Raw genomic sequence first — 15126 nt, 5'->3', positions numbered from 1 at the left:
AACGTTAAAAAACTTCTGCCAAAGCCTGAATCGATCCCGTCGCGTTGCGGTCAAACTGCCAGTAAACTGCGACCTATTATCGAGCCACTCTTTTCCAGAGGTTTTGCATGACACTCAGTCCTTTTGCGGGCAAACCGGCACCGGCAGAATTGTTGGTCGACATCCCGCGACTGGTTACGGCCTATTACACCGGCCAGCCTGATGCGGCCATTTCGACCCAGCGCGTGGCTTTCGGCACGTCCGGGCATCGAGGCAGCTCGTTCGACTTGAGTTTCAACGAATGGCACGTCCTGGCGATCAGCCAGGCAATCTGCCTGTATCGCCAGGCGCAGGGCATCGATGGTCCACTGTTCGTCGGCATTGACACCCATGCACTGTCCACCCCGGCCGGGGCCAGCGCCCTCGAAGTGCTCGCGGCCAACGGTGTGACCGTGATGATTGCCGAAGGCGACGAGTACACCCCGACGCCGGCCGTTTCCCACGCAATCCTCTGCTACAACCGTGGGCGCACCTCGGGCCTGGCGGACGGCATTGTCATCACGCCGTCGCACAACCCGCCGCAAAGCGGTGGCTACAAGTACAACCCAACCAACGGCGGCCCGGCCGACACCCACATCACCAAGTGGATCGAAGCCAAGGCCAACGAGCTGCTAAGCAACAAGCTCGCCGGGGTCAAACGCATCAGCTACGAGCAGGCGCTCAAGGCCGGCACCACCCATCGTCACGACTACCTCAATACCTACGTCGCGGATCTGATCAACGTGATCGACTTCGACGCCATCCGCGACGCCAAGCTTCGCCTGGGCGTCGACCCGCTGGGTGGAGCAGGGGTGCGCTACTGGTCGGCGATTGCCGAGCACTACCGCCTGGACCTGGACGTGGTGAACAAGGAGGTCGATTCGACGTTCCGCTTCATGACGGTCGACTGGGACGGGCAGATCCGCATGGACCCATCCTCCAGTCACGCCATGCAAGGCCTGATCGGTCTGAAAGAGCGTTACGACGTGGCCTTTGCCTGTGATCCGGATCACGACCGCCATGGCATCGTGACCCCGTCCGGTGGTTTGCTGGCACCGAACAACTACCTGGCGGTGTCTATCGACTACCTGTTCCAGAACCGTCCGCAATGGCGCGCCGATGCGGCGGTAGGTAAAACCGTGGTCAGCAGCGGCTTGATCGATCGCGTGGCAAAACGCCTGGGACGTCGCCTGTATGAAGTGCCGGTCGGTTTCAAATGGTTTGCCGATGGCCTGTTCGACGGATCGCTGGGCTTTGGCGGTGAAGAAAGCGCCGGGGCATCGTTCCTGCGCAAGGACGGCGGCGTCTGGAGCACCGACAAGGACGGACTGATCCCGGCACTGCTGGCGGCTGAAATGACGGCCCGCACCGGCCGTGACCCGAGCCAGGCCTACCGTGCCCTGACCGACGAACTGGGCGAGCCGTTCTCGGTGCGCGTGGATGCCAAGGCCAACCCGGAGCAAAAGGCCCTGCTGAGCAAACTGTCACCGCAGCAGGTCACCTCGACCGAGCTGGCGGGCGAAGCAATTCAGAGCATCCTCAGTCATGCTCCGGGCAACGACCAGGCCATCGGCGGCTTGAAGGTCATGACCGAAAACGGCTGGTTCGCAGCGCGGCCGTCGGGCACTGAAGACATCTACAAGATCTACGCCGAAAGTTTTGTCAGCGACGACCACCTCAAGCAGTTGGTGGCCGAGGCGCAGACCCTGGTGGATGGCGCGATTAGCGCGAAATAATCGATGTTACTGGGGCGAAGCAGCGTTTTTGTGGTGAGCCGGCGTCCCTGTGGCGAGGGGGCTTGCCCCCGATGCGCTGCGCAGCCGCCCTAAAAACAGATCGCACGGTTTATCTGTAAGGCCCGGGTGGTTGTAATGGGGGTGGCTTCGCCACCCAACGGGGGCAAGCCCCCTCGCCACAAAAGCCCTTCGCCACGCCACAATTGAACAAAAAAAGGGGCGACCATAACGGTCGCCCCATTTTTTTTGCCAAGGGTTCAGTGAATCAAGCCAGATCCACCAACACAATCTCGCTATCCTCGATTGCCGTCACCCGCAACACCTGCTCTTCGGCCACGGCAACGCCGTCTCGAGCTTGTGCGCGCAAGCCATTGACTTCAATGACTCCCGTCGCCGGAACCAGATAAGCACGACGGCCATTGTCCAGACGGTACTCGGCAGACTCGCCAGCCTTGAGGTTGGCGGCCACCAGCCTGGCGTCGGCGCGGATCCGTAGGCTCTGGTCGTCGCCGTCCTTGCCGCTGGCCAGGGTCACGAAACCTTCACGCTCGCCCTTTGGAAACGGCTTGGCGCCCCATGACGGTGCCAGGCCGGATTCATTGGGAATGATCCAGATCTGGAAAATCCGCGTCTCGGTCGCCTCCAGGTTGTACTCGCTGTGGGCGATCCCGGTGCCGGCGCTCATGACCTGGACATCACCCGCTTCGGTACGGCCCTTGTTACCCAGATTGTCCTGGTGGGTGATCGCACCTTCACGCACGTAAGTGATGATTTCCATGTCCCGGTGCGGGTGCTGTGGAAAGCCGGTGCCCGGGGCTATCACGTCGTCGTTCCATACCCGCAGGTTGCCCCAGTTCATGCGCTTGGGATCGTAGTACTCGGCGAACGAAAAATGGTGATGGGCATCCAGCCAGCCGTGGTGGGCGCCACCGAGGGAGTTGAAAGGTCTGAGTTCAAGCATGATCGTCTCCTGAAAAGGTTCGTCATGGGGCGCAGCGCCTAAGCCACGAAGCGAGACCGGTGGTTGATGCTGGCCATAATCCATCAGGTAACAATCGATAAAAAGCGTAAAAATTGCAGTATTCCTATCGAAACTATTGATATGAATGAGGTTCGAAACTTTCTCGTGCAACCTTCAAATCAGCGCATAAGCCAATGAGTCATAAGCATTTCACTAGAACTCCACGGCAAATGCAGACACCATAGCCGTCAACAGCCTCACACCCTGGAGACAGTCCGCGTGCCGCAACACACCCCCGATCTTCCTCCTGAACTTCGTCCCCTGGCCGAGATGCCGCTGGTCAAGCGCCTGCTCGCACGGTTCTTCGGCTACAGCCTGACCCGTCTGCATGCACAACACCGTGCATCCTGGTTGCATGGCCAGGCTGATGGATTTCGTAGCGGGCACAGTGCCGGCGTCGATTACGGCTTCAAGGAAGGCAAGGCAGAAGGGCTGGAGGAAGGCCGGCAAGTCCTGCTCATACGGGATACGCGCTGCACCGAACACCGGCCACCCAATGTCGACGAGATGTTGTTTGACGATTGGCGCTTGCCCTTGAGCGCCGAACTGAAAAAACGCATGAAGGCCGATGTTGCCCGACTGCTGCCGGCCCATGCCCAGCCCAGCGCCGCCCAGTGGAAAATGATCTTCAGCGATACGCCGTCCACGTCGGTCATCGCAGGGGCCGGGGCAGGGAAGTCGACGACCCTGGTGTTGCGCATTCTGTTGCTGAGCCATTACCTGGGATTCGAACTCGACTCAATGACGGTGGTGACCTTCACCCGCGAGTCGCGCAAGGACTTCATCAACAAACTGATCGAACTCTTTGCGCTCTGGGGCCGGGCCATCAGCCTCAAGCAAGCGCGGGATCTGGTGCGCACCTTCCACTCGCGGATTCTGCCGATGGTTCGCAGCTTGCCCGGTTTCGAGCGCCTGCAGGCTTTCGAAAACCTCAGCCATCGGGCGCAGAGTGGCGATGACGAGGTCGACAGCAATCCGTTCGACTTGCGCATCAACGACGCCCAGCGCCAGCAGCTCAACGCCTGTTATCACCGCCTGCATAGCAGCGATGAGCGCTTTCGCGAGCTGATCAGGCCACTGTCCCGCCATGCCTTGCAGCTCAAGGAGCTGGAGCGCGACCACCCGGACGTGCAAAAACGTGTGGCGGTCACCGAACTCGCCGCCAAACGCGATGAAGAACTCTGTGACACCCTCGAAGACCTGTGGTTTCGCGCCGGCGCCTGGCCGATCAAGGGTATTGAGCCCAGTCGGCAGGCGTTCGACATCAACGGCGCGAAGTTTCATAGCCACGGCTACATTCCGTCCCTGGACGCCTGGGTGGTATTGGGCTTTGATCCGCGGGAAAATCCGCAGATGAGCCGCCCGAATGCCAAGTTGAGCGTGCGCGCGGAGTGGGCTGTAAAGCGCACATTGTTTCAAGCTTTTTGTCGTAAGCCATTGATTTGGCTAGATAGTTACGAATCATCCAAGCGGGTGCTGGCCTCTCTGGCTGGTGATGCCAGCGCGGGGCCGGGCTTCGATTACAAGGTCAAGGGTGAGCTGGCCAGCGCGCCGCTGCTGGACTGTTTCGCCGCCGCCGCCGGGTTTATCGAAAACCTCGGCCTGGACGTGCCCGCTGCTGTCGGCCAGATGAGTTTCGCCAAGGATGACCCGGACCGGTACTTCTTTGAGGCCCTGGGCCTGTACTGGCGTGCGCTGGAAGATCATCTGCTCGATCAGAAACCGCCGGTGATGACCTACAACCGCATGTTCGCCTTGTTCAGTGAGCATTCGCCGGAAAACCTCAAATTGCTCGGCGATGATCTGCTACGGCCCTTGTCACACTTGATGATCGACGAATTTCAGGACGTTTCGCCGCAAATTGTCTCCTGGATTCGCGCCAGCCTGACGGAAATCCGCAGTCGTGGGCCGGCCATGCACGTCGGGCGCGGTGCCCAGCGCTCTTCGTTGCTCTGTGTGGGGGATGACTGGCAGTCCATTTACGGCTGGCGCGGCAGTTCACCGACGTACTTCATGGAGTTCAACAAGGAATTCCCGTCGCCGGGCACTACCAGAGTCATGCTCAGTGATAACTATCGCAGTCACCAGCACATCATCGACGCCGCCGAGCATATCGTACGGGCGGCACCGGCGATTGCGGGCAAGAAGGCCAAGGCGAGCGGTGAGCCCAGGGCGCTGTTGCCGGTAAACGTGCTCGATCGTGATGATCAAGGCATGGCCACGCAATTGATGGAGCATTACAGAAAGGGCGATACAATCTTGATGCTTTATCGAAAAAGTAGCGATAAGTCGTTGATAGAGCAGCATATTCAGTCGGTAGTTAATGTTGATTCTAGCTTGCCCTATGAATCCCGGCGACTGAAGCAACTGACCTACCACAGCGCCAAGGGCTTGCAGGCTGACGCGGTGTTTCTGCTCGGGGATTGCCAGCACCTGACCAGTTCACCCTACAAGAACCAGGTCTACCGGATGGCGGGCCTGGGCAAGGCTGGAGACAGCGAACCGTATGACAGCGCGCAAAAGGACGAGATCCTGCGCCTGGCCTACGTGGGTATCACCCGAGCTGTGAGCCATTGCTATTGGTACGTCGATGGGCAAGACACCCAGGCGGCGAATATGCCCAAGGCTTCCGACCGGATCGGCAAGGGCAAGGCGTTTTTTGCCGATCACCGTAAAGGCAAGACACCGGCGTGATTCGGGTTGCCGTGCACTGAACAGCAGCCATGAAAAAGCCCACAAAACGTGGGCTTTTCAGTCCTCAGCCTTCAGGCATAACTCCTGAGGATCTGCGGTGGTACGAACGCTTCCAGCTCATCCTCTACCGCTTCGATAATTCGTTCGACATCGGCAGCATTCATCACTGTCGCGCAAGGTATCCCGGCAATGGCGATCATGGTCTCGCCTGTCACGCGGTCAAACAGACGGGCAATCATGCTGCCCGGTGCGTCCATGCTCGCCTCGAAACCCATGGGATGAAAATGCCAGCGCATCAGCTGGCAGGCGTTTGGAAAAGTGACCTTGCTAAATCCTTTATTCATATGTTGCCCGCCTTCATTAACGAGCGCTTCCTTTAGCTCATGGTAGGAGGGAAGAACCTTCATTGGTTCGACCGGTGACAGTCTCTTAAAGTAGCATCGGTGTGTGAAAAGTAAGCGGATTTTTCAGGCCGTTTGGCGATTGATGCGAATCTTTTTGATTCAGATCACAGGTTGCAGGGTGGATGGCAAAATGCCGGCGTCGGCTTAGTCGTTGAAGCGCTTGCAGAAGTTGGGCAAGCTCGGCTTTTTCGCGACGAGAACTTTATGCACGCCGATGATGATGGCCCGCTGCAAACCGAGGCTACCGGCGAGGCGGTCATGCGCTATCACTTGCGCTGGAAACACCGGGATCTGGATGGGGTCATGGCGCTGTATCACCCGGATGTCCAGTACAACGATTTTTTCCAGAATCGGGTGATGGGCCTGGCCGATCTGCGCGAGTACGTGCAAAGCAGCATGCCGCGTGACCCCGACGAGGCGCTGGAACACACCGACCGGATCCGTCTGGACGGCAGCACCGCATTCATCCAGTACCGCATCACCCTGAACGGCGGTGAAGGGCTGGTGTCGTTCCGTGCCAGTGAGGCGATTACCGTCAAGGACGGGTTGATCTGGCGGGTCAATGAATACGCCTCTCTGGTGCACGAGCGGCCGCCGAGCAAGGCGTCCGGCAACCAGCGCCCGGCAGTCAGCCGCCTGGGGCTGTCGCCACGTCAACTGAGTTTCATGGCCGATGACTTGCGGCAGTACTTCCAGGGCCAGCAGCCGTATCTGGACCCGGAGCTCGATCTGCAACGGGTGGCGAAGGAGTGCGGATACAGCCGCAATCAGATTTCCTACCTGCTTAATCAGGTGCTCGGTCAAAGCTTCTACCGCTACGTCAATCAGGCGCGCTTGCAGCATTTGCTGGCGGCACTGGACACCGCCACGCCGCCACTGCGCATTGACGAGCTGGCCTTCGCCGCCGGGTTCAATTCGCTGTCGGCGTTCTACAGCTGTTTCCGTCAGCACACGGGCCAGTCGCCCAAGGCTTACGTTAAACAAATTTCTTTGCGTGCACGCGCGCAAGACAGTCGCTGAGCCCACGCACTAGGATCGACGCCATCGAAGTTTGAGTGGCGGAGTCTTGCATGACGGCGTGGCGCACTATCAGTTTGTGGATGGACCAGCTCGAAGAGCCCCTGTTGGCGCGTCCGTCCCTGGAACAGGATCTGGATGTCGACGTCGCCATCATCGGCGCGGGATATACCGGGCTCTGGACTGCCTATTACCTCAAGCGCCAGGCCCCCGGCCTGAGCATCGCCATTGTCGAAGCGCAAACCGCCGGATTTGGTGCGTCGGGGCGCAATGGCGGCTGGTTGATGGGCAACCTGCTCGGCGAAGATCGCTTGCTTGCCGGCTTGTCTACCGAGGACCGTCGGGCCTCCTATGATCTTCTGCACAGCATTCCGGATGAGGTGGAGATCGTCATCGAACGTGAAGGTATCGACTGCGATTACCGCAAGGGCGGAGTGTTATATTGCGCTGCTCGCTATCCGGAACAGGAAAGCAGTCTGCGCCAGTATCTGGATGACCTCTACCGCCAGGGCCTGACCGAGCACGACTACCACTGGTTAACTGCGCAGCAATTGGCCCAACAGATCAGAGTCGCCAAGCCCTATGGCGGCATCTATGCGCCTCACGTTGCGACCATTCACCCGGCCAGACTGGTCAGGGGGCTGGCGCGCACGGTGGAGCGCATGGGCGTGAAAATCTACGAAAACAGCCCGGTCACCCATTGGCAGTCGGGCAGCCTGCGCACGGCGAAAGCCTCGGTGCGCAGCCGCTGGGTGGTGCCGGCGGTAGAAGGGTACTCGGTGACCTTGCCGCCATTGGGGCGTTATCAGTTGCCGGTGCAGAGCCTGATCGTCGCGACCGAGCCGCTGTCCGCTGCCACCTGGGACGAAATCGGCCTGAGCCGTGGCCAGGCGTTCAGCGAAGCCAGCCGCCAGGTCACCTATGGTCAGCGGACTGCAGACAACCGCTTGATTTTCGGGGCCCGGGGCGGTTACCGCTTCGCCGGCAAACTGCGTCACGACTTTGACTTGACCCGCAGCGAAGTAGAGTTGCGGCGCTACCTGTTCGGCGAATTGTTCCCGCAACTGAAGAACGTGCAGATCACCCACTCCTGGGGCGGCAATCTGGGCATGTCCCGGCGCTTCAGACCTCACATGCTGTGCGACCGGGCCAGTGGTATCGCCTTGTCCGGCGGATACGGCGGGGAGGGTGTCGGCGCCAGCAACCTGGGTGGAAGAACCCTGGCGGACCTGATCCTCGAGCAAGACACCGAGCTGGTTCGCCAGCCATGGGTCATGCCCCAACGCGGCCTCGACGCACTCAGGGCCTGGGAGCCAGAGCCCATCCGCTGGCTCGGCTACAACGCAATCATCCGCAGCTTCGTCCATGAAGACCAGACCCTGGCCAACCCGTCCACAGCGCCCTGGCGGCGCAAACTCGCCAGCGGGGTCGCGGGGTTCATGGAAGGCTTCATGCACTGAACGGCGTGCACCTCATCTACAGGCTTCATCGACAAGGTACTCCCATGAGCATCACTCAATTCAAGAACACCGCAACCCTCCAGCTTGAAGAGTCCAACCCGGTCGCCGTGCCATTGGGCACACTGGTCGCAGTGGCCTCGACCACCAGCGTCGAACGCAGCGATGGCGTCGAAACCGGTGTCTGGGAATGCACCCCGGGGCGCTGGCGGCGGCAGATCGTCGCCCAGGAGTTCTGTCACTTCATCCAGGGCCGCTGCACCTTCACCCCGGACGACGGCGAAACCCTGCACATCGAAGCCGGTGACGCATTGATGTTGCCGGCCAACAGCCTCGGCATCTGGGATATCCAGGAAACCGTGCGCAAGACCTACGTCTTGATTTTTTGATCCCTTGATTGCCTGCCAGCTCGCCAATAAAAACAACACCCCTACAGGAATCGACCCATGCTGCGAAAGACACTGACCCTTGCCCCGTTGATGCTCGTTGCGTCATTCAGCCAGGCGGCGGACACCGTCAAGATCTATAACTGGTCGGACTACATCGCCCCGGACACCACGAAAAACTTCCAGAAGGAAACTGGCATCGCGTTCACCTACGACGTCTATGACAGCAACGAGACCCTCGACGGCAAGTTGATGACCGGCAAATCCGGATACGATGTGGTGTTCCCGTCCAATCACTTCATGGCACGGCAGATCGAAGGCGGGGCCCTGAAGAAACTCGACAAGAGCCAGTTGCCGAACTGGAAGAACCTCAACCCGGTGCTACTCAAGGCCTTGCAGAGCAACGATCCGGGTAACGAGCATGGCTTCCCGTACCTGTGGGGCAGCACCGGCATCGGCTACAACATTGCCAAGGTCAAGGCGGTGTTGGGGGATAACGCGCCAGTGGATTCCTGGGACCTGATCTTCAAGCCCGAGAATATGCAGAAGCTGCAGAAGTGCGGGGTAGCCATCCTCGACAACGGCCCGGAATTGCTCCCGGCTGCGCTGAATTACCTGGGCCTGCCCCATCACAGCAAAAACCCGGAAGATTATAAAAAGGCCGAAGCTCTACTGCTGAAAGTGCGGCCGTATGTCAGCTATTTCCATTCGTCCAAATACACCAGTGACCTGGCTAACGGGGATATCTGCGTAGCAGTCGGTTTCTCTGGCGACATCCTGCAAGCGGAAAACCGTGCCAAAGAAGCTAACAACGGCATCGACATCGGTTATTCAATCCCGAGGGAAGGCGCGGCGATCTGGTTCGACATGGTCGCGATGCCCGTCGACGCTCCGGATGAAAAGGCCGGTTATGCTTTCATGGATTACCTGTTGCGCCCGGACGTCATGGCCGGCGTCAGCAACTACGTGCATTACGCCAATGGCAACGAACAGGCCGACAGCCTGATCGATCCGGCGATCAAGAACGATACCAAAGTCTATCCGAGCCCGGAAATGATGGGTAAGTTGTTCGCCCTGGAAGCCATGCCGTTGAACATCGACCGGGTTCGTACCCGGGTCTGGAACAAGATTCGTACCGGCAGTTGAGAACACGGCTCAGGTCAGCGGGACAGAACGTCCCGTTGCCATCAACCTGGCCAATCAGATGGCCGGTTCGCCTGTACAGCTCAACTGCCCTGAGCCTGGCATCTGGAAAGTCGCATCGTTGCCGTCTTGCCAGAAGCGGTAGTTCGCTCGGGCATCCTTGCTCGTATACAGGTTTCCTGAGCCGGTCGGCACCTGGCTGAGTGAGGCTGAGGTGTTTGCCCACTTCAGGAACACGATACCCGGTTGCACATGAAAGTAAGTGGCCTCAATCGGTGAGTTGAGGCCTGCGCAGCGAAAGGCTGCGGGGCCATCGGTGAGTCGGCTCGGATCCCGGGTTCTGGCAATGGCCGAACCCTTGCGCAACTGGTAGGCGCGCTCGGCATAACGCTGGAGCGTGCACACCTTGGGCTCGGGCCCGGAGCCACACTGATTGCGGGCATCGATCCAGAACAGTTGATCGGTCTCGACTTTGCGTGGGGGCGGCTGCGAATGGTCATCCGTCAGCGCCAGCAGATAGAGTCGCTGCAACTCCAGATCCATCTGCGCCAGTTGCGAGTCGCGGCAGATCAGCTTTTCGACAGATGCCCGGGTGCCGGTGCAATCGAAGCTGGTTTTGAACACCGGCGCAGGCTTCGCGGCAACCGCACACAGGCTCGTTGCCGCACACGCACTGGCGGCGGCCAGAGAGACCAGAAGTCGCGTGACCCTATTCATTTCGGTTTCACCTGAATCATGACGTGATGCCTGCGTGGAAGCGCGATCCATCCCATGAGGTCTATCGCAGTGTAAGGCAGTGCCCGGAACCTGCCACACCAAGAGGAAAAGGAGCAGTTGGGATTGCCGACCCTCAGTCTTCGACGCGAATCGTCGCTACTTCGTCAGACCGCACCCTCACTTTGGCACCGGAAATATCCTCGAACTCGAAGAAGCCGTCTTCCGTCCTGGTGTCCGGCATGTCCTTGGTCAGATACTGGGTGCCGTTTTGCAGGGTGACAACCGTTGGCGTCGCGCATCCGGCCAAGACCAGCAAGGCAGTTAATGCCAGGGGCCAACCCAGGGTCTTGATGTTCATAACTACCTCTCATCGCTAAAAAAACAGCGCGATTATCGTGAACAACCACGCCGCTACCGCGGTTGGTGCCTTGGATCGATAAAAAGTTCTACTACCTTGAAAATATAGCGGAGTTATCCGCCACTTATCTTTTTCCGTTTGCGCCGGGCGGGGCGTAACTGTTATCTGTACGCATAACCAGTACTCGATCGCCATGGCGCATTTTCCCGTGACCGCAAACCCCCTCGATGACCCGTTCTATTACTTGAACAACTTCATGCAAGTGCTTGAGTGGCTTGAGCTTCGCTATGCCGATGTACTGAGCGTCGATGAGCAACGCTTCATTGCCACCTTCAAGGTCCTGCCCCGTGAATCGAGGGCGTTGCTGGTCAGGATGGTGATGCGCAAGGGCATTCACTTTCGCGCGAGCAAGCTGGTCTACACCGAGATCGGTGACGTCCGGGCCGCTGTCGGCCCTTTGCTTGAACTGGGTTGGGTCGATGAACGCATGCCGGTGCCGGTCGAGACATTGTTCGAGGTGTTGCTCAAGGCAGAAATCCTCCAGTGTTTTGCTTCGGTCATCGATCAGCCGAAGGGTAAGAAGAGTCAATGGCTGGCGGCGCTGAGCATGCATTTCCCGCAAATGAACAGTTTCAACGACTGGTGTCCGTCACTGGATGAGCGCTTGTTCAGCCTGACCATCATGGGCCTGTGCGATCGCCTGCGCTTGATGTTTTTCGGCAACCTTTATCAGGACTGGTCAGAATTCGTGCTGGCCGACCTGGGCATCCATACCTACGAAAAAGTCGAATTCTGCGCCGACTCCCGTGGGCTGCGCAGCCGCGAGGACGTGGACGCCTGCCTTTTCCTGCATGAATGCCAGCAACAGTTCGAAGCCGGCGAAGCACTGCAAAGCGTTATCGAGCGAATCAGGGATCTGGTTCTGGGCAATCCCTGGCTGCATAGACGCCGGGACAAGTTGCTGTTCCAGATCGCGCAGCATTGCGAGCGCATCGCGGATTTCTCCACAGCCTTGGGCCTGTACCGCGATTGCGCTTATCCCGGTGCGCGCCTGCGCCTGATCCGTGTGCTGGAACGCTGCGCCGAGTACCAACTGGCCATGGACCTCGCCAGTCAGGCCGAACTGGCCCCGCAAAGCGCCGCCGAACAACAGCAACTGCTGCGGGTGATGCCCAGATTGCGGCGCAAACTCGGTGGCCCGCCGATCAAACGTGCCTCTGCCCGGCAAATGCAACGCCTGGACCTGCAACTGCCCAGAACCGACCCGGCCTTGTCGGTGGAGTATTACGTCCAGGCGCATTTGTCGGAACAGACAGCGCCGGTGCACTACGTCGAGAACAGCCTGATCAACTCGCTGTTCGGGCTGCTCTGCTGGCCGGCGATTTTCGCGCCATTGCCGGGGGCATTCTTCCACCCGTTCCAGCGCGGTCCGGTGGATCTGCTCAGCGAAGATTTCCATGATCGCCGGGCCGAGCTTTTCCGGAAGTGCCTGGCCGAGCTCGACGACGGGCGCTATGTGCAGACGATCCGTGAGCGTTATGCCAGCAAATGGGGCGTGCAGTCGCCGTTCGTGTTTTGGGGCGTACTCAGCGAGGAACTGCTCGACCAGGCACTGGATTGCCTTCCGGCGGAGCATCTCAAGCACTGGTTCAATCGTCTGTTGCTGGACATCAAGGCCAATCGCGCCGGCATGCCCGACCTGATCCAGTTCTGGCCGCAGCAAAAGACCTACCGCATGATCGAGGTCAAGGGCCCGGGCGATCGCCTGCAGGACAACCAGCTTCGCTGGCTGGAGTTCTGCCATGAACACCGCATGCCAATTGCCGTTTGTTATGTGCAGTGGGCGGAGCAGAGCGCTTGAGCTACAGCATTGCGGTACGGGCGTTGTGTGAGTTCACCGCCAAGAGCGGTGATCTGGATCTGCGTTTCACGCCGTCGCCGACGGCGCTTGAGGGCATTGTCGGGCACCGCACCGTGGCGTCGCGACGCAGCGAGGGTTATCAGAGCGAAGTGGCACTTGAAGGCGTCTACCAGGCATTGACAGTCAAGGGCAGGGCGGACGGCTACGATCCCGGGCAAAACTGCCTGGAGGAGGTCAAGACCTATCGCGGCGACCTGAGCAAACAACCGGCCAACCACCGTGCGTTGCATTGGGCACAGGCGAAGATCTATGGCTGGTTGATGTGCCATAGACTGAATCTGCCGCAGATCAACGTGGCACTGGTGTACTTCGATATCGTCAGTGAAAAGGAAACCTGTCTGGTCGAGGCTTGCAGCGCCAGCGAACTGCAAGCGTTCTTCGAGCTGCACTGCGCACGCTTCCTGCACTGGGCCGAGCTGGAAATGGCCCACCGGCAACGACGCAACCTGGCGACCCAGCGCCTGGCGTTTCCCCATGCCGACTTTCGACCGGGGCAGCGCCATCTGGCCGAATCGGTGTTCAAGGCCGTCAGCACCGGACGCTGCCTGATGGCCCAGGCACCGACCGGTATCGGCAAGACCCTGGGCACGCTGTTCCCGATGCTCAAGGCCATGCAGGCGCAGCAGCTGGACAAGGTGTTCTTCCTCACGGCGAAAACCCCGGGGCGCAAACTGGCCCTGGACGCCGCCCAAGTGCTGCTTCAACGCACCGATGCGCCGCCGCTGCGGGTGCTGGAGATGGTCGCCCGGGACAAGGCCTGCGAACATCCGGACAAGGCCTGTCATGGGGAGTCCTGCCCGTTGGCCCGGGGGTTTTATGATCGCCTGCCCGCTGCGCGTCAGGCCGCCAGCCAACTGAGCCTGCTCGACCAGAGCGCCTTGCGCGAGGTCGCCCTGGGCCATCAAATATGCCCGTATTACCTGAGCCAGGAAATGGCACGGTGGGCGGACGTCGTGGTTGCCGACTACAACTACTACTTCGATTTCAGCGCGTTGCTGTTCGGCCTGGCCCAGGCCAATAACTGGAAAGTCGCGGTACTGGTCGACGAAGCCCACAACCTGGTGGAGCGTGGCCGCCAGATGTACAGCGCCTCCCTCGATCAAGCGGCGCTCGGCGGTTTGCGTAAAACCGCTCCCGAGGTACTGAAAAAGCCGCTACAGCGAGTCAACCGCGAATGGAATGCCCTGCACAACCTGCAAACGGGCGCCTATCAGGCTTACGACCGTGCGCCGCAAAAGCTGTTGCTGGCGCTGTCGTCCTGCAGCGCGAGCATCGGCGATTACCTCAATGATCACCCCCAGGGGCTGGACAGCGCATTGCAGAGCTTTTACTTCGACCTGTTGCAGTTTTGTCGGGTGGCGGAACTCTTCGATGAGCAGTATCTGTTCGACATCAGCAAGCGCGACCTCGAGCGCAAACGCAGCCTGTCCCAGCTGTGCCTGCGCAATGTGGTGCCTGCCGGTTTCATTCGCCCACGCCTGACCGCTGCACGCAGCACTGTCCTGTTTTCCGCAACCTTGAGCCCCCGGCACTACTACGCCGACTTGTTGGGAACACCGGCTGACACGGTGTGCATTGACGTTGAATCGCCGTTCCACGCCGACCAGCTGAAAGTACACATCGTCAGCCGAATTTCCACGCGGTACGTCCATCGGCAGGCATCCCTGGAGCCGATTGTGGACCTGATCGCCAACCAGTTCAGCGAGCGTCCGGGCAACTACCTGGCCTTTTTCAGCAGCTTCGATTATTTGCAGCAGGTGGCGCAGTTGCTGGCGCAAAAGCATCCGCACATCAACCTGTGGTCGCAGTCCCGAGGCATGGGCGAGCAGCAGCGCCAGGCCTTTCTCGAGCAATTTCGCGCCGACAGTTGCGGTATCGGTTTCGCAGTATTGGGTGGTGCCTTTGGTGAAGGCATCGATTTGCCCGGGGCGCGTCTGATTGGCGCGTTCATCGCCACCCTGGGGCTGGCGCAACTCAACCCGGTCAATGAACAGCTGAAACGACGCATGGCGGCCATCTTTGGCGCCGGTTACGACTACACCTACCTGTACCCAGGGGTGCAAAAAGTGGTGCAGGCCGCCGGACGGGTGATTCGCACCCAGCAGGATCGGGGTGTAGTGATGTTGATTGATGACCGTTTTGGCGAGAGCAAGGTCAAACAGTTACTGCCTCGCTGGTGGGCCATTGCACCGCTGGTTCTAAACGCCTCTTCGTGATCTGGCGCTCAGCGCGATTTTTTGTGCCTTTTCAAATT

Annotated in this window: 12 protein-coding genes; 8 read left to right on the top strand and 4 right to left on the bottom strand. The window is 59.6% G+C overall.

The genetic code is table 11. The features are described 5' to 3' along the window. Window positions 1-107: 107 nt before the first annotated feature. Window positions 108-1754: a phosphoglucomutase (alpha-D-glucose-1,6-bisphosphate-dependent) gene (pgm, locus tag AC07OG_RS08150; RefSeq protein WP_060542041.1), complete on the top strand. Its 1647-nt coding sequence runs from the start codon at window positions 108-110 to the stop codon at window positions 1752-1754. Between the two features lie 265 nt (window positions 1755-2019). Here pgm and AC07OG_RS08145 read toward each other — a convergent pair whose 3' ends face one another. Then, window positions 2020-2715 (bottom strand): pirin family protein, encoded by a 696-nt coding sequence (locus tag AC07OG_RS08145; RefSeq protein WP_060542042.1) that lies wholly within the window; start codon window positions 2713-2715, stop codon window positions 2020-2022. 279 nt (window positions 2716-2994) lie between these two features. Between AC07OG_RS08145 and AC07OG_RS08140 the strand changes: the two genes are divergently transcribed. Then, window positions 2995-5469, top strand: a complete 2475-nt coding sequence (locus AC07OG_RS08140) for a UvrD-helicase domain-containing protein (RefSeq protein WP_495066695.1) — start codon at window positions 2995-2997, stop codon at window positions 5467-5469. Between the two features lie 71 nt (window positions 5470-5540). Here AC07OG_RS08140 and AC07OG_RS08135 read toward each other — a convergent pair whose 3' ends face one another. After that, a complete protein-coding gene (locus AC07OG_RS08135; RefSeq protein WP_060542044.1) occupies window positions 5541-5813 on the bottom strand; it encodes a DUF1652 domain-containing protein in 273 nt (90 codons plus the stop codon). Between the two features lie 264 nt (window positions 5814-6077). On the opposite strand from AC07OG_RS08135, the gene AC07OG_RS08130 reads away from it, so the two are divergent. From AC07OG_RS08130 to AC07OG_RS08115, 4 genes are read left to right on the top strand one after another with little or no spacing between them, the layout of a single operon-like run. Further along, window positions 6078-6893: a helix-turn-helix transcriptional regulator gene (locus AC07OG_RS08130; protein WP_218422979.1), complete on the top strand. Its 816-nt coding sequence runs from the start codon at window positions 6078-6080 to the stop codon at window positions 6891-6893. Between the two features lie 50 nt (window positions 6894-6943). Continuing rightward, complete coding sequence (locus tag AC07OG_RS08125) at window positions 6944-8350, top strand: NAD(P)/FAD-dependent oxidoreductase (RefSeq protein ID WP_495066694.1); 1407 nt, start codon at window positions 6944-6946, stop codon at window positions 8348-8350. 44 nt (window positions 8351-8394) lie between these two features. Then, entirely contained in the window at window positions 8395-8736 is a 342-nt protein-coding gene (locus tag AC07OG_RS08120) for a cupin domain-containing protein (RefSeq protein WP_060542047.1), read from the top strand. Between the two features lie 57 nt (window positions 8737-8793). Continuing rightward, window positions 8794-9879, top strand: coding sequence for a polyamine ABC transporter substrate-binding protein (locus tag AC07OG_RS08115; RefSeq protein ID WP_495066693.1), 1086 nt, complete (start codon window positions 8794-8796; stop codon window positions 9877-9879). 54 nt (window positions 9880-9933) lie between these two features. Here the strand turns inward: AC07OG_RS08115 and AC07OG_RS08110 are convergent, their stop codons facing one another. Further along, on the bottom strand, window positions 9934-10593 hold the full coding sequence (locus tag AC07OG_RS08110; RefSeq protein ID WP_060542049.1) for an MliC family protein: 660 nt from the start codon (window positions 10591-10593) through the stop codon (window positions 9934-9936). A 133-nt stretch (window positions 10594-10726) separates the two neighbouring features. Beyond that, a complete protein-coding gene (locus AC07OG_RS08105) occupies window positions 10727-10951 on the bottom strand; it encodes a YgdI/YgdR family lipoprotein (RefSeq protein WP_060542050.1) in 225 nt (74 codons plus the stop codon). Between the two features lie 193 nt (window positions 10952-11144). Here AC07OG_RS08105 and AC07OG_RS08100 point away from each other — a divergent pair, with 193 nt between their 5' ends. Both AC07OG_RS08100 and AC07OG_RS08095 read left to right on the top strand, forming a co-directional pair. Further along, entirely contained in the window at window positions 11145-12812 is a 1668-nt protein-coding gene (locus AC07OG_RS08100) for a VRR-NUC domain-containing protein (RefSeq protein WP_495066692.1), read from the top strand. Further along, window positions 12809-15088 (top strand): ATP-dependent DNA helicase, encoded by a 2280-nt coding sequence (locus AC07OG_RS08095; RefSeq protein WP_495066691.1) that lies wholly within the window; start codon window positions 12809-12811, stop codon window positions 15086-15088. The genes AC07OG_RS08100 and AC07OG_RS08095 overlap by 4 nt, the downstream gene beginning before the upstream one ends. Window positions 15089-15126: the final 38 nt, after the last annotated feature.

Source organism: Pseudomonas sp. GW821-FHT09H03 (genome assembly GCF_059415945.1).
This window is presented reverse-complemented; position numbering and strand designations above follow the sequence as displayed.

Excerpts from the sequence above, each read along its gene's own strand:
- pgm (WP_060542041.1), top strand. The coding sequence starts at position 108 with ATGACACTCAGTCCTTTTGCGGGCAAACCGGCACCGGCAGAATTGTTG.
- AC07OG_RS08145 (WP_060542042.1), bottom strand. The coding sequence starts at position 2,715 with ATGCTTGAACTCAGACCTTTCAACTCCCTCGGTGGCGCCCACCACGGC.
- AC07OG_RS08135 (WP_060542044.1), bottom strand. The coding sequence starts at position 5,813 with ATGAATAAAGGATTTAGCAAGGTCACTTTTCCAAACGCCTGCCAGCTG.
- AC07OG_RS08130 (WP_218422979.1), top strand. The coding sequence starts at position 6,078 with ATGCACGCCGATGATGATGGCCCGCTGCAAACCGAGGCTACCGGCGAG.
- AC07OG_RS08125 (WP_495066694.1), top strand. The coding sequence starts at position 6,944 with ATGACGGCGTGGCGCACTATCAGTTTGTGGATGGACCAGCTCGAAGAG.
- AC07OG_RS08120 (WP_060542047.1), top strand. The coding sequence starts at position 8,395 with ATGAGCATCACTCAATTCAAGAACACCGCAACCCTCCAGCTTGAAGAG.
- AC07OG_RS08115 (WP_495066693.1), top strand. The coding sequence starts at position 8,794 with ATGCTGCGAAAGACACTGACCCTTGCCCCGTTGATGCTCGTTGCGTCA.
- AC07OG_RS08110 (WP_060542049.1), bottom strand. The coding sequence starts at position 10,593 with ATGAATAGGGTCACGCGACTTCTGGTCTCTCTGGCCGCCGCCAGTGCG.
- AC07OG_RS08105 (WP_060542050.1), bottom strand. The coding sequence starts at position 10,951 with ATGAACATCAAGACCCTGGGTTGGCCCCTGGCATTAACTGCCTTGCTG.
- AC07OG_RS08100 (WP_495066692.1), top strand. The coding sequence starts at position 11,145 with ATGGCGCATTTTCCCGTGACCGCAAACCCCCTCGATGACCCGTTCTAT.